This window comes from Rheinheimera pacifica (assembly GCF_900108485.1).
Taxonomy (GTDB): Bacteria; Pseudomonadota; Gammaproteobacteria; order Enterobacterales; family Alteromonadaceae; genus Alishewanella; species Alishewanella pacifica.
Genome location: NZ_FNXF01000019.1, coordinates 1 through 23,380 on the forward strand (window position 1 = coordinate 1; position 23,380 = coordinate 23,380).

General features: G+C 50.2%; 19 protein-coding genes and 1 pseudogene. 9 read left to right on the plus strand and 11 right to left on the minus strand.

Annotated features, from left to right (window positions below):
* Positions 1-371: Cd(II)/Pb(II)-responsive transcriptional regulator (cadR, locus tag BLW68_RS18080; protein ID WP_143039984.1), on the plus strand; the 371-nt coding region annotated here is incomplete at its 5' end.
* Positions 372-1,324: 953 nt separating this feature from the next.
* Here the strand turns inward: cadR and BLW68_RS18090 are convergent.
* Positions 1,325-2,602: a tyrosine-type recombinase/integrase gene (locus BLW68_RS18090; protein ID WP_092796334.1), complete on the minus strand. Its 1,278-nt coding sequence runs from the start codon at positions 2,600-2,602 to the stop codon at positions 1,325-1,327.
* A 254-nt stretch (positions 2,603-2,856) separates the two neighbouring features.
* Here BLW68_RS18090 and BLW68_RS18095 point away from each other — a divergent pair, with 254 nt between their 5' ends.
* Positions 2,857-3,618: a substrate-binding periplasmic protein gene (locus tag BLW68_RS18095; protein ID WP_245728392.1), complete on the plus strand. Its 762-nt coding sequence runs from the start codon at positions 2,857-2,859 to the stop codon at positions 3,616-3,618.
* Positions 3,619-3,673: 55 nt separating this feature from the next.
* Here BLW68_RS18095 and BLW68_RS18100 read toward each other — a convergent pair whose 3' ends face one another.
* The 5 genes from BLW68_RS18100 to BLW68_RS18120 all read right to left on the minus strand — a co-directional run bounded on the left by BLW68_RS18100 (position 3,674) and on the right by BLW68_RS18120 (position 11,389).
* Positions 3,674-4,711, minus strand: coding sequence for an ABC transporter ATP-binding protein (locus BLW68_RS18100; RefSeq protein ID WP_092796335.1), 1,038 nt, complete (start codon positions 4,709-4,711; stop codon positions 3,674-3,676).
* On the minus strand, positions 4,711-6,351 hold the full coding sequence (locus BLW68_RS18105; protein WP_092796337.1) for an ABC transporter permease: 1,641 nt from the start codon (positions 6,349-6,351) through the stop codon (positions 4,711-4,713). The genes BLW68_RS18100 and BLW68_RS18105 overlap by 1 nt, the downstream gene beginning before the upstream one ends.
* Positions 6,352-6,389: 38 nt before the next feature.
* Positions 6,390-7,412, minus strand: coding sequence for a Fe(3+) ABC transporter substrate-binding protein (locus BLW68_RS18110; RefSeq protein WP_092796339.1), 1,023 nt, complete (start codon positions 7,410-7,412; stop codon positions 6,390-6,392).
* Positions 7,413-7,571: 159 nt separating this feature from the next.
* Positions 7,572-8,918, minus strand: a complete 1,347-nt coding sequence (locus tag BLW68_RS18115) for a 5-methyltetrahydrofolate--homocysteine methyltransferase (protein WP_092796341.1) — start codon at positions 8,916-8,918, stop codon at positions 7,572-7,574.
* Between the two features lie 68 nt (positions 8,919-8,986).
* Positions 8,987-11,389, minus strand: coding sequence for a TonB-dependent receptor (locus tag BLW68_RS18120; RefSeq protein WP_092796343.1), 2,403 nt, complete (start codon positions 11,387-11,389; stop codon positions 8,987-8,989).
* A gap of 180 nt (positions 11,390-11,569) precedes the next feature.
* Here BLW68_RS18120 and BLW68_RS18125 point away from each other — a divergent pair, with 180 nt between their 5' ends.
* The 7 genes and pseudogenes from BLW68_RS18125 (at position 11,570) to BLW68_RS18150 (ending at position 16,446) form a co-directional block, all read left to right on the plus strand.
* Positions 11,570-11,944 (plus strand): MerC domain-containing protein, encoded by a 375-nt coding sequence (locus tag BLW68_RS18125; protein WP_092796345.1) that lies wholly within the window; start codon positions 11,570-11,572, stop codon positions 11,942-11,944.
* Complete coding sequence (zigA, locus tag BLW68_RS18130) at positions 11,931-13,151, plus strand: zinc metallochaperone GTPase ZigA (RefSeq protein ID WP_092796347.1); 1,221 nt, start codon at positions 11,931-11,933, stop codon at positions 13,149-13,151. The genes BLW68_RS18125 and zigA overlap by 14 nt, the downstream gene beginning before the upstream one ends.
* Positions 13,148-13,729: a DUF1826 domain-containing protein gene (locus BLW68_RS18135; protein ID WP_092796349.1), complete on the plus strand. Its 582-nt coding sequence runs from the start codon at positions 13,148-13,150 to the stop codon at positions 13,727-13,729. Before zigA ends, BLW68_RS18135 begins: the two co-directional genes overlap by 4 nt.
* 58 nt (positions 13,730-13,787) lie before the next feature.
* On the plus strand, positions 13,788-14,174 hold the full coding sequence (locus BLW68_RS18140; RefSeq protein WP_177172287.1) for a transcriptional repressor: 387 nt from the start codon (positions 13,788-13,790) through the stop codon (positions 14,172-14,174).
* Positions 14,175-14,190: 16 nt separating this feature from the next.
* Entirely contained in the window at positions 14,191-15,105 is a 915-nt protein-coding gene (folE2, locus tag BLW68_RS18145) for a GTP cyclohydrolase FolE2 (protein ID WP_092796353.1), read from the plus strand.
* Positions 15,098-15,445 (plus strand): annotated as a pseudogene (locus BLW68_RS21725) (hypothetical protein); the annotation flags it as partial. The gene folE2 and the pseudogene BLW68_RS21725, both read left to right, overlap by 8 nt.
* 53 nt (positions 15,446-15,498) lie before the next feature.
* On the plus strand, positions 15,499-16,446 hold the full coding sequence (locus tag BLW68_RS18150; RefSeq protein ID WP_218141408.1) for a dihydroorotase: 948 nt from the start codon (positions 15,499-15,501) through the stop codon (positions 16,444-16,446).
* 77 nt (positions 16,447-16,523) lie between these two features.
* Here the strand turns inward: BLW68_RS18150 and rraB are convergent, their stop codons facing one another.
* The 5 genes from rraB to parE are packed head-to-tail and all read right to left on the minus strand — an operon-like array spanning position 16,524 to position 23,356.
* Entirely contained in the window at positions 16,524-16,895 is a 372-nt protein-coding gene (rraB, locus tag BLW68_RS18155; protein WP_092796355.1) for a ribonuclease E inhibitor RraB, read from the minus strand.
* A 4-nt stretch (positions 16,896-16,899) separates the two neighbouring features.
* Positions 16,900-17,691: a 1-acylglycerol-3-phosphate O-acyltransferase gene (locus BLW68_RS18160; protein ID WP_245728393.1), complete on the minus strand. Its 792-nt coding sequence runs from the start codon at positions 17,689-17,691 to the stop codon at positions 16,900-16,902.
* 39 nt (positions 17,692-17,730) lie between these two features.
* Positions 17,731-20,019 (minus strand): DNA topoisomerase IV subunit A, encoded by a 2,289-nt coding sequence (gene parC, locus BLW68_RS18165; RefSeq protein WP_092796357.1) that lies wholly within the window; start codon positions 20,017-20,019, stop codon positions 17,731-17,733.
* A gap of 3 nt (positions 20,020-20,022) precedes the next feature.
* Complete coding sequence (locus BLW68_RS18170) at positions 20,023-21,429, minus strand: tetratricopeptide repeat protein (protein WP_092796359.1); 1,407 nt, start codon at positions 21,427-21,429, stop codon at positions 20,023-20,025.
* 31 nt (positions 21,430-21,460) lie between these two features.
* Positions 21,461-23,356: a DNA topoisomerase IV subunit B gene (parE, locus tag BLW68_RS18175; protein WP_092796360.1), complete on the minus strand. Its 1,896-nt coding sequence runs from the start codon at positions 23,354-23,356 to the stop codon at positions 21,461-21,463.
* Positions 23,357-23,380 lie beyond the last annotated feature (24 nt).

The window sequence follows — 23,380 nt, forward strand, 5'->3', positions numbered from 1 at the left end:
ATACACAGACGATCCGCTTCTACGAACGGCAGGGCTTGTTGCCGCCGCCTGGTCGGCAGGAGAACGGTTACCGTGTCTATACCGAGAAACACGTTGAGCGGCTGGCCTTTATTCGTCGCTGCCGCATCCTGGATCTGTCACTGGCAGAAATTCACGAACTAAAGCGCTATCAGGACGACCCTCATCAGTCCTGTACCGCTGTCAATGCCTTGCTCGATGATCACATCTCTCATGTGCGCTCGCAGATAACCGCTCTACAGGCGCTTGAGAAACAACTCGTTTCACTAAGAGCGCGTTGCAACGATGACCGGGAAGTTAAGGCGTGTGGGGTTCTTGCTGGAATTAGCGAGGGAAGCATGCATCAGCAGTAGGTTGGAGTGCCAACCAGATAATCCGATGAGATGCCGGTTTGCCTCACTCTCATGCAAAGGTAAGATCAACCATTTAATCCGCTTACCCGAAATTATTAAGTGTGGATACTCTAAAATTTCTTCAACGTTTCAAATAGTATCAAAAATATAATAAACCAGTTGTCTGAGTTGTCCTTAAATATGGGACATCCGTGTCCGCGCCTTTATCTGGTATGACAAGTGGGGCTGCAGTAATAGCAGCCGTCAAACTTATTACCCGGAAATTTTCGGTAAGCTTCCTTTACCGCAGATTGACAAGTGTCATGTTCACCAAGGTAAACCTGATTCTCGGCATTAGGTAAGTACTGACATGTGTTTGCGTTGTGGACTTCATGCTCACCTGTTGGTTGAGCATTTTTATTGACGATATATCTAGCCATAGTAGGCTCCTAAATTGTAGTTAAAATAAAGCCCCACAAATGAGGGGCTTTCAGCGCAGATCAATTGGGTGTAGATCTGTAGTGTTCAGGAACCTTCGTACCATCTTTCTTGGTATGAGCTGGAACGTGAACCTTCTTCTTACCGCCTTGCGTCTTAGCCATGCTAAAAACTCCAAACTTGAAAGTTAATGTCTGGCTGCTACAATTCAGATCCTGCTAAAGGGGTAGCAACCAATCAGGTTGATACTACGGTCTCTGACCGATTCGCACTCGGTCAGAGATCAAATCAACTTTCACCAACACTACATATAGTGGTGTCATATCAAGATAGTGCGGCTATGTAGATATTGCAAGGTAGGAAACTGTATTTTTAAACAGCTATTTTTGTCGGTTAGTAGCTACTAACTGGTTAACATATGTGTTTAAAAGGTGTACAGTAAGGCAAGCTTTTTTATTGCCATAAATTTATTTGTTCTATCAATATTTTTTTAATAACTCCGACATACTATCGATCTTAATCCGGCGATGAGTGTGTTAAATACTTCCCCGGCTCTTGTAGTTCTTTTCCCACTGAATAAACCTCTTTTCCCATAGCTTGCTGAGTTTATCTGAATGCATCCATTTGCGTTCTATCTCCTCTTTTGCTGGCAAATCGACTCCAGAGAGCTGCTGGCTAAACATTCGTGGTATGACATGGCTATAGTGTTTTTCAATCATTTCAATACTAGTGCCGCATTGCCGGGCAAGTACGTCAATAGTCACACTCTGGGCTATCAACTCCCATGTAATGAAGGAATGGCGTAGAGAGTATAAAGTTCGTTTACCATGTGGAGAGTTGTCTAGGCCAAGATCTTTAAGAGCAGAGTTAAAGGTTCGGCCTATCTCGTTGGTCTCTGAACCATCGGGCAGCCTGAAAATATAGTCTTGTGGCTTACGGCTCGGGAAGCGCTCAGTCAACCTCAGAATGGTATTTTGAATAGCGCGTTTGCACACTACTTCCCTTGTACCAGTGTGAATTGTGGTTTTACCCTTACGAACGGTAACAAAGAATGTTGCTTTATCTCCACTACGCTCTATGTGCAGATCGCTCCACTTAAGATTATCAATTTCAGTACCGGGGCGCATACCGGTGTAGATAACGAATTCAGCATAATCCTGAGTGAGTTCACGTATTTGTTTGGTTATCTCTTTGCGGCTACTTGTCTCAAGGTGATAAAGGTGGTCCATTACTCGTTCGAATTCTTCAGGGTTTAAAGATGCTCTTCTAACTGCGTGGTTACCCTTAACAGATAGGCCAGGGATCTGATTGTGCAACATCCACTTATTCTCGACAGCCTCTTTAAACACCATTTGCATTGCAGCATTGTGGTTCAGGATGGTGGACTTAGCGGGGACTCTGCCGAGTTTCTCAATACGCCACTTATCGAATTCCTTTAATTTCTCTCCATCGATATCGGTTATTGGGGTACGGTCGAAAAAGGGAATATGGTATCGCCTTAAAACGAGGATATAGTCCTTATAAATGACCTTTCCAGTTTCACGGTAGAGCTCGGATTCCATGGTCTGAATGGCCTTTTCAGCTACATCTTTAAATTGCTTGGAGCTAATTAGAGTTCCAGTTTCGTGCCTAGTTTGGTACTCTACCGCCATTCTGAAGGCAACATCGACAGCTTTGAGCTTTTCGGTCTGTTTGGTGGCTAGCGAGTACCACTTTTTACCGGCCCGAAAACGGGCATACCAGTACTTACTATTAGATTGCTTAAAGATGTGTACACCTTCGCTGATTTGGTGACGTTCAACTTGTTTTGCCATAGCGTTCTCGTGCGAAGAATTTGCAAAGTTTGTAGCATGTTATTGAAATAAATAGAAGTTACTATAGCAAATGACCGTTCAAAATCCGCCGGGGGAAACTCCGTGTCGGTTCGAGTCCGACCCTAGGCACCAAATATATCAATAGCTTACTTCATATAATTTCTGTTTTTCCAGCAGATGCTGCGCAACTTCTGTTAGCATTTTTATCACTCTGTGCCACACTTATTTACTCAAATGCGTACCGCAGGTGCCTAATGAACCGGTTTTATATTACGTTATTGCTGTTGGTTGCAGTATTTTGTTCCCCCCTGCCAGCCCAAACGGACACTGTGCTGTTGTCGAGCAGTAATTATTACCCACATTATGCCGAAGACCTGCCGCAACAGGGTGCGGTAAGCGAAATAATCCGTCAGGCATTTTTACTGCAAGGCATAAGTATTGAAATCGATTTTATGCCCTTTGCCAGGGCTTACCGTGAAAGCCAGCAGGCAAATTATATTGGCCTGGTAGCAGCCTGGTATGACGATAAACGCGCAGAGCATTTTTATTACTCCCAGCCTTTATATGCTAACCAGATAGTATTTTTTAAACGCAAGGATATGGTAGTAAATTACCACGATTATGCCGACTTAGTGCAGCAAAAATTACGTATGGCGGTGGTACAGGGCTACCTGCATTTGCCTGGTTTACTGGAAAGTGGCATTACTACCGTGCAGGTAGCAACCGACGAACAGGCATTTCAAATGCTGGCGCGGGGCCGGGTTGATTTAGTACCGGCAGACAAACTTAATGGCCTTTATTTAATTGACGAAAAATTGCCGCAATACGCCGGACAATTAGACTGGATGACACCAGCGCTGGAACAACGGCCAATGTACCTGTTGTTATCGAAAAAAGACCCACGTTCAGAAGCACTGATACAGCGTTTTAATACCGGCTTGCAGCAGTTACGCCAATCGGGCCAGTATCAGCAAATTATTGATAACCTGCTCCCCCGCCCCGACAGCCAAAAATAAACTCCAATCGACATTTTAGTATTAACTTAACCAAACACTATAAAGTGCTGCAGCATTAACTGCGCGGAAATAACACCAGGTGATCTAAATCAAGCCGGATGCCAATTTGTTCGCCAATAGCATGGTTATGGTGGCTCAGCGCTAAGCATTGCACCTGTTCACCACTTTGCAGTTTTAGCTGATACATAATGTGCGAGCCGCGAAAGGCTTTATCTGTTACCTGCGCGGTAATACCGCTGCTGTCGTCATGCACTATGTCATCCGGCCGGATCAGCACATCTACTTTATCACCTGGCTTTGCTGAGCTGACATAACGCTGGCGAAACAGCCCCAGGCTCGTTTGCACCTGTTGCGAATCCAGCATGGTGCCGGGCAACAGCACGCCACGGCCGATAAAATCAGCAACAAAGCGATTATGAGGCTTGTGATATAACTCATAAGGCGTGGCCCACTGCTGCAGGAGGCCATGCTCCATTACACCTATCATATCGGCCATAGCAAAGGCTTCGTTCTGATCATGCGTTACCATTACAGCGGTAATATGCAGCTGTTGCAAAATTTGCCGTATTTCACGTGCCAGGCCTTCGCGCAGTTCGGTATCCAGGCTGGAGAAAGGCTCATCGAGTAGTAGCACCTTGGGTTCTGGTGCCAGTGCCCTTGCCAGCGCCACGCGCTGTTGCTGGCCACCGGATAACTGGTGAATATAACGCTGGCCCAAATCAGGCAAGCCTACCAGTTGCAACAGCTGTTTTACCTTAGCCGCTTTGGTTGCCTTTGATGCTGTAAGTAAACCAAAGCTGATATTGTCTGCCACGCTAAGATGAGGAAATAACGCAAAATCCTGAAATACCATACCAACATGACGCTGTTCTGGTGCCAGTTGCACTGTTGCGTTGCTAACCGGTTGCTGCTGCAGGCTGATACAGCCTTCGGCTACCGGCTCAAAACCGGCAATGGCACGTAGCAATGTGGTTTTACCGCAACCGGAGGGGCCAACTAAACAGCCTATCTGGCCCTGTGCCAATGACAAGCTGATATCTTTCACTACAGTATGGCCAGCGTAAGCTACCGCAACCTGTTGTAAATACAGCATTAAAGCTTTCCTTTTAAACTTGAATCTACTGAGCGTGCCAGCAGGATCACCGGTAATAAACTTACCAGCACAATGGCCAGTGCCGGTAGTGCTGCATCCGCTAAACGCTCGTCTGATGCCAGTTCATAAGTGCGTACCGCCAGCGTATTAAAGTTGAATGGCCGTAAAATAAGGGTGGCGGGCAGCTCTTTTAATACATCAACAAACACCAGTAATAATGCCGCTAACACACTGGAGCGCAGCAGCGGCACATGCACCTTTTGCAATACTTGCAGTGGTGTATAGCCTAACGAGCGCGCAGCATTATCCATACTGGGTTTAATCCGCTCCAGCCCGGCTTCAACACTGTGCAGTGACACGGCTAAAAAGCGCACACTGTAGGCCAGCAGCAGCGCAAATAAGGTACCGGAAAAAATAAGCCCGGTGCGGATGCCAAACCATTGCTCAGCCAGCAAATCGATGCGGCCATCCAGATACGCCAGCGGTAACATTACGCCAATGGCAATAACGGTACCGGGTACTGCATAACCCAGCGCGGCGACGCGCACCGGTGCCTGCACCAGTACATCGGGGCGCAGCCGCTTGCCGTAGGCAAACAGTAAGGCCAGCAGTACAGAAATAACCGCAGCCATCGCTGCCAGAGAAAAGCTATTCCATACCAGTTGGCCAAACTGCGGTGTCAGGGTTTGCTGATAATTGCTAAGTGCCCAGCTCACCAGTTGCACAGCAGGAATAACAAAACCAAATAGCACCGGCAGCAGACATAACAGCAGCAGTAACATCTGGCGCCCGACACTTATGTTACGCCTTGGCGCAGCATTGCTGCGCTGGCCCTGATGATAATAACGGATTTTACGCCGCGACCAACGTTCCAGCACCAGCAGTAACAAGACAAACCCCGTTAACATGGCCGCCAGTTGGGCAGCAGCGACCTGATTCCCCATACCAAACCAGGTGCGGAAAATACCGGTGGTAAAGGTAGTGACACCAAAATACTGCACGGTGCCGTAGTCAGCAAAGGCTTCCATCATCGCCAGCGCGGTACCGGTTAAAATAGCCGGGCGTGCCAGCGGTAATGCAACTTTCCAGAAATGCTGCCTCGGTGTTAACCCCAGGGTACGGCTGGCTTCAAATAAGGAGGCGGATTGCTCACGAAAGGCACTGCGCGCCAGCATATACACATAAGGATACAGCACCAGCGACAGCATAATAATGGCACCACTGAGCGAGCGTATTTGCGGGAACCAGTAATCACCATAGCGCCAGTCGAATTGAGCCCTTAGCGCAGTTTGTACCGGACCGGCAAAATCCAGCATGCCAGTGTAGGTGTAAGCAATAATATAGGCAGGCATGGCCAGCGGCAGCAATAATAACCACTCCAGCACACGCCGGCCGGCAAACTGATATTGGCTGATAATCCAGGCTGATGCGGTGCCCAGCAGCAAGGCACCCAGGCCTGTGCCACCGGCCAGCAACAACGAATTTATGACATAGTCGGCCAGCACGGTCTGGCGTAAATGCTGCCAGACATCAGGTTGCGGGTTAAAAACACTGGCAAAAATGACCAGTACCGGCAGCGCCAGCACTAAGGCTGGCAGCAATACCGACCAACGCCAGATGTCACGCAAACTGCGCTTCATCCGGCGCTTACCACTTTACAACAAATTGAATTCAAAGATTATTTCCAGCCAGCGCGATCCATTACCCGAATGGCTTCAGCGTTTAATTCCCCTAATTTGTCCAATTGTAACTGGTCTGCTTTAAATTCACCAAAGCCTTGTAAGATAGCACTGGCTTTAACACCTGCGCGCACAGGGTATTCATGATCCGCTTCGGCGTACCACTGCTGCGACTCTGGCGTCAGCATGTATTCAAGCAGTTTAATTGCCTCGGCTTTGTTCGGTGCATATTTGGCCACACCGGCGCCGGAGATATTAATATGCGCACCACGGCCATCCTGATTTGGCCAGAACACTTTTACTTTCTCTGCTGCAGCTTTATCACGCGGGTCGGCCAGCATACCACCTAAATAATAAGTGTTGGCAATGGCAATATCACATACACCTGCCGCTGCAGCTTTAATCTGATCACGATCGCCCCCTTTTGGTGGCATAGCGAAATTGGCTACCAGGCCTTTGGCCCATCGCTCTGTTGTTGCCTCGCCATCGTGGGCAATTAAACTGGCAGTCATCGACTGGTTATAAATATTGTCAGACGAGCGCACACAAATACGGCCTTTCCATTTCGGGTCAGCTAAATCTTCGTAGGTTGACAGCTGTTCTGGTTTTACTTTGCCGGGCACATACATAATTGGCCGGGCACGCATGGTAAGGCCAAACCATAAACCGGCAGGGTCACGCAGCGCCGCTGGAATATTTTGCGTTAATACATCCGACTCAACACTTTGCAACACACCCTGTTGCTTGGCACGGTACAAACGGCCAACATCGGTGCTAATCAGTACATCAGCCGGGCTGTTGCGGCCTTCGCTGACCATACGGCTAATCAGCTCGTCGGGCTTACCGGTGATCAGGTTTACTTTAATGCCGGTATCGGCGGCAAATTTATCCAGCAGCGGCTTAATCAGTTCTTCCTGCCGGGCTGAATAGATATTAACTTCAGCAGCCTGCGCCGCTGTCATATTTATTAATGCGCTGGCAATACCTGCGCCAAGTAAAGTTAATGCATAAGCTGATTTCATACTGCCACTCCCAAAAAGTGTTGAGGTAGAAAAGACAGGCTATATAAGCATAAATACGAATTATTCTCAATGAGGTAAAGCCCTGACAGATAAAAAAAGGCCGTTAAATATGCTTTAACGGCCTTTTGTAACACTAAGACGAACTAACGCCGGGCGGTATTAGTGATTATGCGCTTCGGCAGGCTCAGCAATACCCAGCCACACCAGCTTATGCGGCATAAAATTAAGTTGTTTGGTTGCCACAACCTCGGCATCAGCCGTGTCTACCGTTAGCAGTGTCCGGTCAATAGGGTTAATAACATAGACTTTGTCATCGCTGGCAGAAATAGCCAGTTCAAACCGGCTGCCTTGTGGCATAGCGGTAACATCGGCAGTGGTTAGCTGAACTTTGGCCGCAAACTCAAACGCAGCTTCGTCTGTGCCTTCATGCTCATGGCCGTGATAGTTCAAAATGGTTAAATAACCCAAACTGTCCAGCAGCACAAACTTACTGCCTTTGTCGGCAAAACCATAACCGGTTAGTGTTGCACCAGCTGTCGCTTGCCAGTCTATTAGTTGCATTTCGCCGTCGTGGGCGTGAATAGCAAAAACACTGGTACCGGCAAAACCCACAAAGTGTTCGGCCTGCATAGCGCCCACTAAGGTGCCTATGCGCATGGTGCCGGTAATATCGGCGGTATTGGCCAGTTTACTGGCGGTAAAGGTTGTCCCTTCCTGCTCTATCAGCAACACGCCGTCAGTACAGCCAAAGCTGATAAAATGTTCGTTTTGCGCGCTGCCATGCAAGCCAGGGCATAGCTCATCAAACACCAGTTCCTGATGATAATGGTCGCCATGTTGTTCATATACCGCTACTTTGTCTGGCAAGGTGGTTGCGCTGTTGGCATCACGCACAGTTGAAATTAAATACTCTCCGCGGGCCTGAGCAGCGCCATGCATATGCAGGCTGTAATTTAGTACCGGATAGCCATTGCTGTCGGTAGTAATATCGGCATCGCTGATAACTGCTACCGAAGCAGGAGCACCACTGGCGGCATCACCATCAAAAAACACCGCTAACTGGCTGTCACTGGCGGTGATATGCGTTGGCCGGCTGTTGCTTAAAACAAAGCTGACTAACTCAGGGTCTTGCTGGTAATCATGCAGGTGATCAACATGATCTTCCTGATACAGGCCACCGTCAATAAACTCGACTCTGTCTGTGGTGCGTTGTATCGCCAGCGCATAACGGTGTGCAGCCGATGCAGCCAGTGCTGACGGAATATCTGCTACAGCAAAGCTGTCCAGCAGGCTACCGTCACTCAACTCGTATACAGACAGCAGGTTTGAATCTTTGGCAGAAATAACCAACCGGCCTGCGGCGCTGACATCATCATGGTCATGATCGTGATCGTCTTCAATTGGGATCGGATCTTTTTCGACAATATTAGTTGTGCTATCACCACAGGCACTGAGTAAAGATGCACCGATCAGCAAGGCTGCCAGGCTTAATTTTGTTTGTAACATTACCACTCCTTGTTATAAGTAAAAGGTGCAACAGGCCAGGAACCAGAGTTAACCTGCTGCACAAAAAATCAAAAACTACCGCGTATGCCCACTGCTACCGAGCGGCCGGGTAAAGGGGTTAAATCTTTTAAAAATGAGGTGTGTACCCGCGCTTCTTCGTCAGTCAGGTTCTGGCCTTTGATATAGGCCGTTAACTGCTGAGGCCCCAGATCAAAGCGGTAACTGACGCTGGCATCAAGCAGGGTATAACCTGCTGTGGCTTGCTCCAGCTCGGACACTTTGTCTTGTTTAAAATAACGGGTAGCGCGTACATCGGCGCTCAGTGCATCCAGCTCGTAAGCCAGCTCTGCGGCAAACCGCAGTGGTGGTGTGCGGGGTAAATCGCCGCCGCCCTTAATTCGGGCGCGGATATAATCCCCCTGTAGGGTTAGCTTAAATGGATCATTAATTTGCCAGCTAAACTGCGCTTCCAGACCATGTAAGGTGACATCGGCAGTGGTAAACAGATACACCGGCAGTTCTGCGTCGTGGCTGTGACCGTGATCATCGTCACCGTGGTCGTGGCCCCCGTGATTATGACCAGATTCAGCAAACAAGCCGGTATTCTGCTGGTAATAGTAGTTGTCTATGCGGTTGTAAAAGGCATTCAGCACAAAACCGGTATTGCCGCTGAATTTACGCAGCGTAATATCCAGGTTGTTCGCCACTTCCATTTCGATGGGCTGAGTGTTCAGCACAAACTCGTCGTCATCCAGCACAAACAACGCCCCTACTTCGTAAGAAGCAGTGCCGATATGCGCACCAAACGACAATAATTCTGACGCAGCAGGCGCCCGCTGTGAGCGTGACACCGACAAACCAAGGTTATAGCCTTCCGTAAAATCCCACACTGTGCCGGCAGACACACTGTAAGGCGTAAAACGCTGGCTGACATCAAACACGCGGATAAACTCAGCACCATGGTCATGATCATGTCCGTGGTCATCGCCATCATGGCTATGGGCACCAATATCAGGCAGCAACACATCGGTAGCGTCAATAGTCACCCGCTCTACCCGTGCGCCTACTTGTACTAACCAGGGGCCAAAATGCCGCTCTTCCATCCAGCCCAGTGCCAGCATTTGCGTTTCTGATGGCGGCGTAAACGCCTCTTCGCCTACGGCTTCAAAATCGCTAAACTTGTAGTGCAGGCTTAAGCCACCACGCCAGTCCTGATAAGGCCGGTGTAACAGCTCCAACCGGGCTTCCTGGCTGCGGTTTTTAAACGTGGTACCTACTGCTCCGCCTTCAATTTCGCTGTGCTCATAGTCAGTAAACGCCAACCGGGTATTAACTGTACGAATAAGGCCGGAGGAAAAATTCAGCTCACTTAGCAACTGATAACGGTTTTGCGTTAAATCGGCATAAACCTGCTCTTCGGCCGCGTGATCATCGCCTTCTTCTTCATGGCCACCATGCGAGTGGCCGGGAATACCATATTCACGCTCTAAACGGCCGTAAGAAACACCCACATAGCCATTGTCCAGCAAATAACTCCCACCGAGCGTAAAACCTTTAGCAGTAGCTGCACTGCTGGCTACCCGGCCTTTTACTGCGTCGTCGTCCGGTTGTGCTTCTGCAAAGCCCGGAATACGGTAATCGTCGCTGTCGCGCCAGAAACCGTCAACATAGAGGCCAATGTTATCTACACCGGTAACCAAAGAGCCTGCAGCCAGCTTTTCATTATTGACTGACTCACGCTGCAGCATCCACTCGGCGCGGGTGCTGTTGTCGGTAGGAATACGCTCATCTACCACGTTAACTACCCCACCAATGGCACCGCTGCCGTAAAACAACGTAGCCGGGCCACGCAGCACTTCAATCTGGGTGGCGGTACTGGCTTCGGCCGCTACACTGTGATCAGGGCCAACTCGTGAAGCGTCACCGGCGTCTAAACCATTTTGGGTAATTAATACCCGTGGGCCGTCCAGGCCACGGATAATAGGGCTGCTGGCCACGCCACCGTAGAAATTAGAATGCACGCCCACTTCGTTTTTCAACGTATCGCCCAAGGTTCCGGCCTGGCGCATTTTCAGTGCATCTCCGGCCAGTACACTGACCGGTATAGCCGACTCGGTGGCAGAGGCATGAAACGGGCTGGCTTTTACATCTATTACTTCTATTGTGCTGCTGAGCAACACCAGGCTGACATCGCTTAGCCCCTGCTGCGGCACAGTGAAATGAAAATTACGGTGAGCATAGCGCGACGCTTCAATATGCAGCTCTGCATCCTGCATTAGTAATTGGCCTACACTGAAGCGGCCAGCCTCGTCAGTAATGGCATGCTGATTTTCACCAACCACTGTAACTTTAGCACCAGCCACAGGCTTGCCAGCGCTGTCGGTTACCACACCGGAAATAGACTCAGCACTTACCTGGCCGGATAACAGGCTGCCAGCTACCAGACAGGCCAATATGGTTTTCTTAAACATCTTATTCCCCATAAATACACTCGCACCACTGCAGCAACAGCTAGCCACAGCATTTGACGGCTCAATTGTTATGTTATAACATCTTTCAACTTTTGTGATGTTATAACATTATTTACCTTCAATGCAACGCCAGCGGGCAAATAACGTCACTTCGTCATCACGACTTACCAGAGGAAGCTTATGAAAGATCTTATTGCCGCCGCCTTATCAGGCTTGTGCGTGGTGCACTGTATCGCCACGCCATTATTGCTGGCACTGGGCAGTTCAGGCTTACTGCTGGGTGTATTTAGTTCAGAATGGTTTCATTACCTGATGTTACTGCCCATCAGCGCCATGCTGGCCTGGAGCTTGCCCGGTGGCTGGTGCATTCACCGCAGTAAAACCCCTTTTGTACTCGGGCTGAGTGGCTTTTTACTATTAATTGCCTCGCTGTTTGCCGGCCACGATGCCGAGGCTGTATTGGCGGTTATTGGTGGCTTGTTGTTAATTGGTGCCCATTTGTATAACCGTAAACTGCTGCACAATCTGCAAGGAGCTCAGCATGCTACACACTAACCCGCTTACGGATAAACGCTTGCCGGTTACCGTGTTATCCGGCTTTCTTGGTGCCGGCAAAACCACTTTGCTCAACCATATACTGCACAACCGCGCTGGCTTACGCGTCGCGGTTATTGTTAACGATATGAGCGATATCAATATTGATGCCAGAGAGCTTAATACTGATATCAGCTTAAACCGCGCTGAAGAGAAACTGGTGGAAATGAGCAATGGCTGCATTTGCTGTACGTTGCGCGAAGATTTGCTGTTAGAAGTAGGCAAACTGGCCAAAGCCGGCCGCTTTGACTATTTGCTGATTGAATCAACCGGTATTTCTGAGCCGTTGCCGATTGCCGAAACCTTCACCTTTGAGCACGAAGACGGCCAGAGCCTGGCCGATATTGCCCGGCTGGACACACTGGTAACGGTAGTTGATGCGGTTAACTTTATGGCCGACTTTGAGGCTGCCCAGGATTTAGCCGAGCGTGGCGAAAGCCTGGGCGAAGACGATGAGCGCAGCGTAGCAGACTTACTGATTGAGCAGATCGAGTTTTGCGATGTGTTAGTTATAAGCAAAGCCGATCTGGTAACAGAATTACAGCTGCAACGTCTTAGCGCGGTGCTACGCAGCTTAAACAGCCGTGCCCGCATCATTCAGGCGCAGCAGGGCAAGGTCGAGCCAGCGCAAATCCTTAATACCGGGCTGTTTAATTTCGAGCAGGCACAACAAGCCCCCGGCTGGCTACAGGAGTTACGTGGCGAGCATAAACCCGAAACTGAAGAATACGGTATCAGCAGCTTTGCCTTTACCGCCCGCGCTCCGTTTCACCCACAGCGCTTTCATGCCTTTTTACACCAGGACTGGCCCAGCGGCCGCCTACTACGCTCTAAAGGTTACTTTTGGCTGGCCAGTACCCCCGAATATGCCTGGCTGTGGCATCAGGCTGGCGGCATTGCCCGTTATAATATGGCGGGCTTATTCTGGCAGGCCGTACCGGCAGAGCAATGGCCGCAAGAGCCGGAGCTACAAGAAGCTATTATGCAAAGCTGGACAGAGCCCTACGGTGACAGACGCCAGGAACTGGTGTTTATTGGCCAGCAGTTGGATAAAACCGGTATGTTGGCGCAGTTAGAAGCCTGTCTGCTCACCGCTGACGAGCTGGCGCTGGGCGAACAGCAATGGCAACAACTACCCAGCCCATTTATACAGGAACACGCTGCATGAGTGCGCTGGCATTTACAGAATTCAGCCCGCTAAGTCATACAACAACTCGTCAGCTTAGCGATACCAGCAGCGATGTATTACCACAAATATTTGCACCTGACGTTAACCTGGTTAGCTGGCAACGTGCGGCAGATCCGCTGATTAGCGCCTACTGTGCCGGGCTTACGCTGGCAATGCCGTTAAAGCGTATTGTCGGCGCAGATACCGTATCAACCGATATTGCCGCCGCATTGCCGGACGCGCCAGGCAAAGCCGCGTTACTGGCAGATATTGCCCTGCTGTGTCAGATGTTTAGCTGCCTGATGGACTGCCAGCAACTTGGCCTGCGCTTAGAAACACTGCAGCGCCCCATGTGCCCGAAATTTCATACTGATCATCTGGTATGCCGCCTGGTCTGTACTTATCTGGGCCCTGGCACTGAATGGCTGGATGCTGCCGGTAACATGGCTCACGCCTCATCTTTTGCCGTTACCTTACTCAAAGGCTCCGGCTGGGAAGGCAATGAGCAGCAAGCTATAGTGCACCGTTCTCCGGCGTCTGGCTTGCCCCGGGTATTGCTGACCCTGGACCCGATGTAAGCAGCCGATGAAAACAAATTACTGTGTAGCCCAGTCTGCTTTGCAACGGCGGCCGTCAATGACGAAAAACCGTAAACAGGTAATGGCGTTGCTGCAGACAAAAAACACCGCCATGTCGGCTTATGAGGTCATTGCTGCTATGCAGCAGGAATACGATGTTAACCTGCACCCGATGGCCGCCTACCGCGCTCTGGATTTTTTACTGCAAATGCACTGCGTGCTGCATCTGCGCACGATAAATAAGTTTCTGTATATCGATGGCCAGCAGCACTGTTTCTGGCAGGTTTTTATCTGTGATAACTGCCGGCAGATAGAAAAATATCCCTTACCGGCCACCATCGCACGGCCAATGCTGCAACACACCGGTTCGGCTTTTCAAACCAAAGATCTGCATATTGAACTGCATGGACTGTGCAAAAACTGCTGTGATGTGCCCCACACCTGAATTAAGGACCCCTCCAATGCATTTCCCTGCTCTTGCAGATACTGCCCACGCTGCCAGCCCGGCTTTCGCCGTTGCGCTGGATAACGTCGGTATGCAACATATTGATTTAATCCTGACACTATCTGATTTACCGCAACACCCCCTTGCTGTAAAAGCAGATGTTAGCGTTAACCTGCCCCAACCGGATAAAAAAGGTATTCATATGTCCCGGCTGTACCAGCATTTGTATCAATGGGTACAAGTGCAGTCTGTCAGCCCGGCAACGCTGCACGATTTGTTGACGATACTGCTGCAAAGCCAGCAAGAGTGCGCCAGTGCCAGTGCCAGCTTGCACCTTAGCGCTCAGCTCTTATTGCGCCGGCCGGCATTAAAAACCCCGGCACTGGCCGGCTTTAAAGCCTATCCGCTAACCATTAGTGCAACCTTGATAAACAACGAACTGAACATTGAGCTCAGTGTGGTTATTGGTTATTCCTCTACCTGCCCCTGCTCGGCGTCGCTAAGCCGCCAGTTGCTGAGCGAGCAGTTTCAGCAGCAGTTTGCTGGCCAGCCTGTCGTTGACACTGCCCTGGCCAGCCAGTGGCTGTTGCAACATGCCAGCCTGGCCACACCGCATAGCCAGCGCAGCACCGCGCAGCTTCGCATTAAACTTAATCCGGCCCAGCATGATTTTGGCATCCTCCCCCTGATTGACCGCGCCGAGCAGGCATTGGCCACGCCGCTGCAAACCGCGGTAAAACGCGCCGACGAACAGGAATTTGCCCGCCTTAACGGCGCCAACCTGATGTTTGTCGAAGATGCGGCCAGGCGATTACATGCGGCCCTGAGCCAGCATTATGACGCTTTTAGCATTGCTGTTGCCCACCATGAAAGCCTGCATCCGCATGATGCGGTTGCTAACGTTACCTTTGCGGCTAACTCCAATGGATAACAATGAATTTTTGCAGCAGATCCAGCGCAAACACGCCTGCAAGCTGATCCGCAACGGCGGCCTGGTCACCCCGGCAGGCATTGTTCAGGCCGATATCGCTCTGCTATACGGTAAAATTGCTGCCATTGGTTGCAACGGCTGGCACGCTGATGAAACACTGGACGCTACCGGTTTGTATGTTCTGCCCGGCGTAATTGATACGCAGGTGCACTTTCGTGAACCCGGCCTGACACACAAAGAAGATATTAGCCACGGTAGCAAGGGCGCAATACTGGGCGGTGTAACCGGCTTTTTTGAAATGCCCAATACTAACCCGCTAACGTTAACGCATGCTGATCTGCAAGCGAAGCTGAATATTGCCGCACCAGCAGTTATTGCAACTATGCGTTTTATATCGGTGGCAGCGCGGCAAACCTGCAGCAACTGGCGCAGTTGGAAACCCTGCCAGGTTGTGCTGGTATCAAGGTGTTTATGGGCAGCTCTTTTGGCGATTTGCTGGCCGAACAGGACGATTTACTGCGGCAAATTCTGCAAAACGGTAAACGGCGGGTGGCTATTCATGCCGAAGATGAAGCGCGTTTGCGCCAGCGCCAGCCGCTAACTGCCAATGATGTGCACAACCACCCTGTTTGGCGCGATGCGCAAAGCGCGCTGCTGGCAACCCAACGTATTATCGCGTTAGCGGAACAAACCGGCCGGCCGCTGCATTTACTGCATATTTCTAGCGCTGAAGAAATGGCCTATCTGGCGGCGTTTAAACACCGTGTGACGGTAGAAGTGACACCACACCATTTAACATTACACTCACCCGACTGCTACGAGCGTTTGGGCAGCCTGGCGCAAATGAACCCGCCGGTGCGCGATGCCAACCACCAACAGGCGTTATGGCAGGGTATTAATGATGGTACTGTTGATGTGATTGGCAGCGATCATGCGCCGCACACTCTGGAGGAAAAAACCCGGCCTTATCCGGCCTCGCCCAGCGGCATGACAGGTGTACAAACCTTGCTGCCGGTAATGCTCGATCATGTTGCCGCCGGCCGGCTCAGCCTGCAGCGGCTGGTTGATTTAACCAGCAGCAACCCGGCGCGTATTTTTGGCCTGAACGGTAAAGGCCGGCTGGCAGTGGGTTACGACGCGGATTTAACGCTGGTAGATACCAAAGCAAGCCGCACTATAGATAACAGCTGGATCGCCAGCAAAGCACTCTGGAGCCCCTACCATGGCAAAACCGTTACCGGCTGGCCCATTGCCACTATTATCGGCGGCCAGCTGGTAATGCACAGCGACAAGATCCTGGGCAAACCAGCCGGTAAAGCTTTTTGCTTTAACAGCGCTTGATTAGCAGAAACCCTCAGCGCGAACTAGCCTAAATGCAAAAAGCCGCTTGGCAGCGGCTTTTTGTCAGGCGTTAACTGTTACTCTTCGTCATCGTCCAGATCCAGTTCATCTTCGTCACCTTCAAAGTAGGTGCCCCAGCCGTCGTACTCTACTTTATGTTTATGCGCCAGCTCTTCTAATTTAATGGCATCAGTAACAATACTATCGGCATCCAGAGACTGCTCACGAATGGCGTCAAACACCCAGGCGCTGCCCCCCTCTTCAAACTCGACTTCTTCGGCGTCAGTTACTTCATAGCCCAATTTAAACAGTTCTACCGCCAGCTTTTCCAGCTTGGCAAAGTCTTTGTCGTAAAAGTGGTGCTCAATGGTGTAAAGCGCATCCGGATCGCTGCCGTCTTCTAACAAAGCGGCGATGGTGTCTTCGGTAAATTCCTGCCAGTTTTCCATAAAATTACTCTTTAGCTGCAATATTTCTGGCAGTGTAGTCGTTGCCCAGTTCGCTATCAAGTAAAGCGATTTTCTGTAGCATCTGTAGGTGGGTATTTTCGGCAAACTGGCGGATATTCAGTTGCTCTTTTGGCAGTTCCAGCGGCGCCATCAGTTCAATAATAACTTTGCCGTTGTTCCAGCGGTTTAGCTTAAACTGGCTGTGGGTGCTGCTCATACATACCGGCACCAAAGGCACCTTTGCCTCCAGCGCTATATGAAAAGCACCGGCTTTAAACGGCAGTAAGCCACGGCCATAGCTACGCGTGCCCTCCGGGAACATCCATACCGAGATATTATCGCGGCTGATACGTTCGGCAGCGCCGAGCATGGCCCCCAAAGCGCGGCTTTTATTTTGCCGGTCAATCAGAATATTGCCGCTAAGCCAGTACAACTGGCCAAAAAACGGGATGTACTTCAGGCTTTTTTTACCAATGGTTACGGTACGGGGCTGCACACCATTACTGATGGTAAATAAATCCAGGTTATTCTGATGGTTAGCTATATAAACATAAGGTTTACCCGGGTCGATAGCTTCATGGCGGCGAACTTCAACGCTAATACCGAAAATATGCGACATCCAGCCATACCAATGCGAAAAAATATAGACATTATTCGGGTGAAATGGCCGTACCAGACAAATTAACAACCCCGCCAGCGTACTGATAATAAAAAACAGCACCAATAAAATTAACCTTACTACCGCTATCACTGCTATCTCCGCTTCGCCGCCACAGGCGGCTGTTGTCGCCGGCACAAAAAAGGCGCCGTAAAAAAGGCGCCCAGTATAGCGGCTTTATTCGGTACTGCTGGTTTGATCACTGCTGATATCGGCACCGTGGTTAACCAGCACTTCATCAATACGCTGCAAGCCACGCGGTAATTTGTTGCCACGCCGGCCACGTTCACCATGGTAATGTGCTAAATCGTCTGCTTTTAAGCCCAATTTACGCTTACCGGCCACTAAGGTTACGCTGCCATCAGCCGGCACTATTGCCAATTGGCAAACATACTCTTCACGGCTGGCGGCACGGGCAGACGGTATAGACATCAGCTTATTGCCTTTACCTTTACTTAATTTAGGTAAGTCGGCTACCGGGAACACCAGCATGCGGCCTTCGTTGGAGATACACAGCACCAAATCAGTTTCAGGCTGTTTTACCACTAATGGTGGCAGCACTTTGGCCCCCACCGGCAAACTTAATACCGCTTTACCGGCTTTATTACGACTGAGTAAATCACTGTATTCGGCAACAAAACCATAACCGGCATCAGAGGCCAGTAATAACGCCTGCTTTTCATCGCCCAGCAGCACATGATCAAAACTCTCACCTGCCACCACAGCAAAGCGGCCACTTAACGGCTCGCCCTGGCCACGGGCAGAGGGCAGTTCGTGCGCTTCGGTGGCAAAACTACGGCCGGATGAATCAATAAATACCGCCAGCTGGTTTGACCGCCCACTGGCCAGCGCTTTGAAGGCATCACCGGCTTTGTAGCTTAATGCATTGCCATCGACATCATGGCCTTTGGCACAGCGTACCCAACCTTTTTCCGACAACACTACGGTAACCGGTTCACTGGGTAACAGCTCTTTTTCACTTAACGCTTTGGCTTCACCGCGCATAACGATAGGGCTGCGCCGCTCATCACCGTACTTTTCGGCATCGGCCAGCAACTCATCACGGATAAGCTTGGTCAGCTTTTTCTCTGAGCCTAAAATGCCCTGCAATTTGTCGCGCTCTTTGGCCAGCTCATCCTGCTCGCCACGGATTTTCATCTCTTCCAGCTTGGCTAAATGGCGTAACTTCAGCTCTAAAATCGCTTCGGCCTGGCGTTCAGTTACGCCAAAAAAGGCGATCAGTTCGGCTTTAGGATCATCAAAAGTACGGATAATGCGGATCACATCATCAATATTTAAAAAGGCAATTAATAAACCTTCCAATACGTGCATGCGATCCAGCACTTTATCCAGCCGGTACTGCAAACGCCGGCGTACAGTGTCACGGCGGAACGTTAACCATTCAGTCAGAATTTCCAGCAGGTTTTTTACCCGTGGCCGCTGGTCCAGGCCAAGAATATTAATATTAACCCGGTAGCTTTTTTCCAGATCAGTGGTAGCGAACAGATGCTGCATTAACTGCTCAACATCAATGCGGTTAGAGCGCGGCACTATGACAATGCGGGTTGGGTTTTCATGATCCGACTCATCACGCAAGTCGCTAACCATTGGCAGTTTTTTCGCCTGCATCTGCGCGGCTATCTGTTCCAGCACCTTAGAACCGGACGTTTGATGCGGCAAGGCAGTAATCACAATATCGCCATCTTCCTGGCTGTACACTGCGCGCATTTTTACGCTGCCGCGGCCGGTTTCATAAATGGCTGCCAGCTCATGCGCCGGACTGATAATTTCGGCGTCGGTTGGATAGTCCGGGCCTTTTACGTACTGCATTAAGTCCGTTACGCTGCTGTGCGGGTTGTCCAGTAAGGCGGCACAGGCATGCGCCACTTCACGCGCATTATGTGGCGGTATATCGGTCGCCATCCCCACAGCAATACCGGTAATGCCATTAAGCAATATGTGCGGCAAGCGCGCCGGTAGTACTTTTGGCTCTTCCAGCGTGCCGTCAAAGTTGGGTAGCCAGTCGGTGGTGCCGGCGCCGAGCTCAGACAACAGCACTTCCGAAAAGCGTGATAATTTGGCTTCGGTGTAACGCATAGCCGCAAAAGATTTCGGATCGTCCGGTGCACCCCAGTTGCCCTGGCCATCTACCAGCGGGTAACGGTAAGAGAACGGCTGCGCCATTAACACCATGGCTTCGTAACAGGCGCTGTCGCCGTGCGGGTGAAATTTACCCAAGACGTCACCGACAGTACGGGCGGATTTTTTGTATTTAGCCAGATGCGACAAACCCAGCTCAGACATAGCGTAAATAATACGCCGCTGTACCGGTTTAAGCCCATCGCCAATATGTGGCAAGGCGCGGTCCATAATGACGTACATGGAGTAATTTAAATAGGCTTCTTCGGTAAAACGACGCAGTGGTAACTGCTCAATACCATCTTGTGAAATTACGGTTTCTGTCATAGCTTATCCTGTCTGCTCTGAGGTTTTACTGGCTGCAGAGCGGTTTTTCGCTTTATGCCGGTTTAGTTGCCACAGCAATAAAATCAGTAATATTACGGTTGAACAGCCCAAAATACTGAGCCATAGCAATTGCACCTGGCGCTCGCGCTCAGCCTGGCTTAGCCGCAGCGCTTTTAGTTCATTATCCTGCACCAGTAAGCGGTTGCGTTGCTGTTGTTGTTCGTGATCAAAGCTAAGCCGCATTTGCTCTATGGCCAGCTCGTTTTCTTTATTGCGCACGTCCTGAAACAGTAAAACAAATTCATGCAGTTGCCGGTAAGCCCGGTCAAACTGGCCCTGCTCGGCCTGAAGCTCTGCTTTTAGGTACATAATGCTAAGCCGGATTGGGCTATCATCTTCAACCCCTTCGCTGTTAAGGCTTTGCTCAGATAACATTAACTGCTGCATAGCCAGCGAGCTTTGCTTTAACCGCTGATAAATAAGCGCTTTTTCGTAGTAGTGGGTAGAAATATGTGTTGTGGACTGCAACTGCGGCAGATACTCCTCTGCTTTGGCAATATAACTTAGGGCCGCATCCCCGCGGTTATTCTGGCTACTGGTGATCGCCAGGCCAAGATAAGCATGATACAAATTCACCTTGTCTTGCGACTGCTGACTTTTTTGCAGCATTTTATTGTAGTGTTGCAGTGATAATTCGTATTGCTCTAAAAAGCCGTAGGTTCGGGCCAGATTAAACAATACGGTGATTTGGTTTTTCTGCCAGCCCAGCTGTTCATATAATGTCAGCGCGGTTTGCAGTAACGCAATGCCGTCTTTTTCGTAAGCCAGCGAAGCATAAAGTAAACCCAGCTCAGCATTAACCTCCGCCAGTACCTCGGTATCGTTTAACCGCTGCGCCCGCTGATAGGTATCTTTTAACAATGCCAGCGCCTGCTGATTCTGGTTACGGTTGCTAAACACTGCAGCCTGGTTAATCTGGCCGAGTAAAATCAGCCTTTCATCATCCAGCAAGGTTGCCAGTGCTATACCCTGTTCGTAATGCTGTAAAGCGCTAACGTCATCGGCCTGCATTTCTCTGGCAAAGCCCAGCCCATATAACAGCTCCACTTTAGACAATGATTGCAGTTCGCCTAACAAGGCCAGCCCCTGCTCTGCCGCTTGTTGTTGCTCCTGATGCCGCCCCAGTGTGCCAAACAGCACAGCTTGTTCAGCGTACCACTGCGCCTGTACCGGCTCTGGCAAGCCAGGCAAAGCAGCCTGATGCTGTTGCAGCAAAGCCAGCATTTCCTCTGGCTGTTGCCGTTTCTGCTCAGTTACTTGCTGCAGCCAGGCAGGGAGTTGTGCACTATACAAGCCCTGACTAAACAACAGAGCGCTGCCCAGGAGTATTACTGTAATGTGTTTTGTCACCGTTATAGCGCCTTATTATTGTTACAGCAGCCTACACAGTAATGGCGGCTTTATCGCCTTTTAATTCCAGCCAGTCGCGCCGGTCTGTAGCGCGTTTTTTCGCCAGCAACATATCCATCAGCTCCATCGTTTGTGCCACATCATCTACAGTAAGCTGCACTAAACGCCGGGTATTCGGGTCCATGGTGGTTTCACGCAACTGCAACGGGTTCATTTCACCCAGACCTTTAAAACGTTGCACATTAACTTTGCCGCGTTTTTTCTCAGCTTCTATCCGGTCCAGCACGCCATTTTTTTCATCTTCGTCCAGCGCGTAATACACATCTTTACCAATATCAATGCGATACAGCGGCGGCATGGCTACATACACGTGGCCAGCTGCCACCAGGCTGCTAAAGTGACGCATAAACAAGGCGCATAATAAGGTGGCAATGTGTAAACCATCGGAGTCGGCATCAGCTAAAATACAAATTTTGCCATACCGTAATGCGGTTAAATCGGCACTATCCGGGTCCATGCCTATGGCAACAGAGATATCATGCACTTCCTGCGATGCCAGGATCTGGCCCGACTCTACTTCCCAGGTATTAAGAATTTTACCGCGTAGCGGCATTACCGCCTGAAACTGACGATCACGCGCCTGCTTGGCACTACCGCCGGCCGAATCCCCCTCGACCAGAAACAGCTCTGTGCGGTTAAGATCCTGTGCTGAGCAATCTGCCAGCTTGCCGGGTAAGGCCGGGCCGGAGGTAATCTTTTTGCGCACCACCTTTTTTGCCGCTTTCAGCCGCTTTTGTGCATTGTTAATACAAAAATCGGCCAGGCTTTCGGCAATGTCGGTGTGCTCGTTCAGCCATAAGCTAAAGGCATCTTTAACAATACCCGAGACAAAAGCCACCGACTGGCGCGACGATAAACGCTCTTTGGTTTGACCGGCAAACTGTGGGTCCTGCATTTTCAGCGACAGAATGTAAGCACAGCGATCCCAGATATCTTCCGGCGACAGCTTAATACCGCGCGGCAACAGGTTACGAAACTCGCAAAACTCGCGCAGCGCCTCCAGCAAGCCCTGACGTAAACCATTAACATGGGTGCCGCCCTGGGCAGTAGGAATAAGGTTTACATAGCTTTCGGTTACCAGCTCGCCGCCTTCAGGCAACCACAACAATGCCCATTCCACCGCTTCGGTGCTGGCACTAAAACTGCCGGTAAACGGCTGCTCTGGCAGACAGATATAGTCTTTTACCGATTCGGCCAGATAATCTTTAATGCCGTTCTGATAACACCACTGATATTGCTGCTGGTTTACTTTGTCATCAAAGCTCACCGTTAAACCAGGGCACAATACCGCCTTGGCTTTTAATACATGTAGCATGCGGCTGACAGAAAACTTTGGCGAGTCAAAGTAAGAAGGTGTGGGCCAAAACCGCACCCGGCTGCCGGTGTTACGCTTACCTACAGTACCGGTAATGCTGAGCTCAGAAACCTTGTTACCATGCTCAAACGCCATTTCATAAATATTGCCGTCACGACGCACAGTAACGTCTACCCGGCTGGACAATGCATTCACTACCGAGATACCTACCCCGTGTAAACCACCGGAGAATTGATAGTTCTTATTGGAGAATTTACCCCCGGCATGCAGGCGGCAGAAAATCAGCTCTACGCCGGTAACGCCCTCTTCAGGGTGAATATCTACCGGCATACCACGGCCGTTATCTATTACTTCCAGCGACTGATCGTCATGCAGTATCACCTGCACGGTATCGGCATGGCCTGCCAATGCTTCATCGACACTGTTATCAATAACTTCCTGGCCAAGGTGATTAGGCCGGGTGGTGTCGGTATACATTCCGGGGCGACGCTGCACAGGCTCAAGCCCGGTCAGCACTTCAATCGAATCGGCGTTGTACTGTTGTGATGTCATAGTCTCGGTCACTGGCTGATAGGA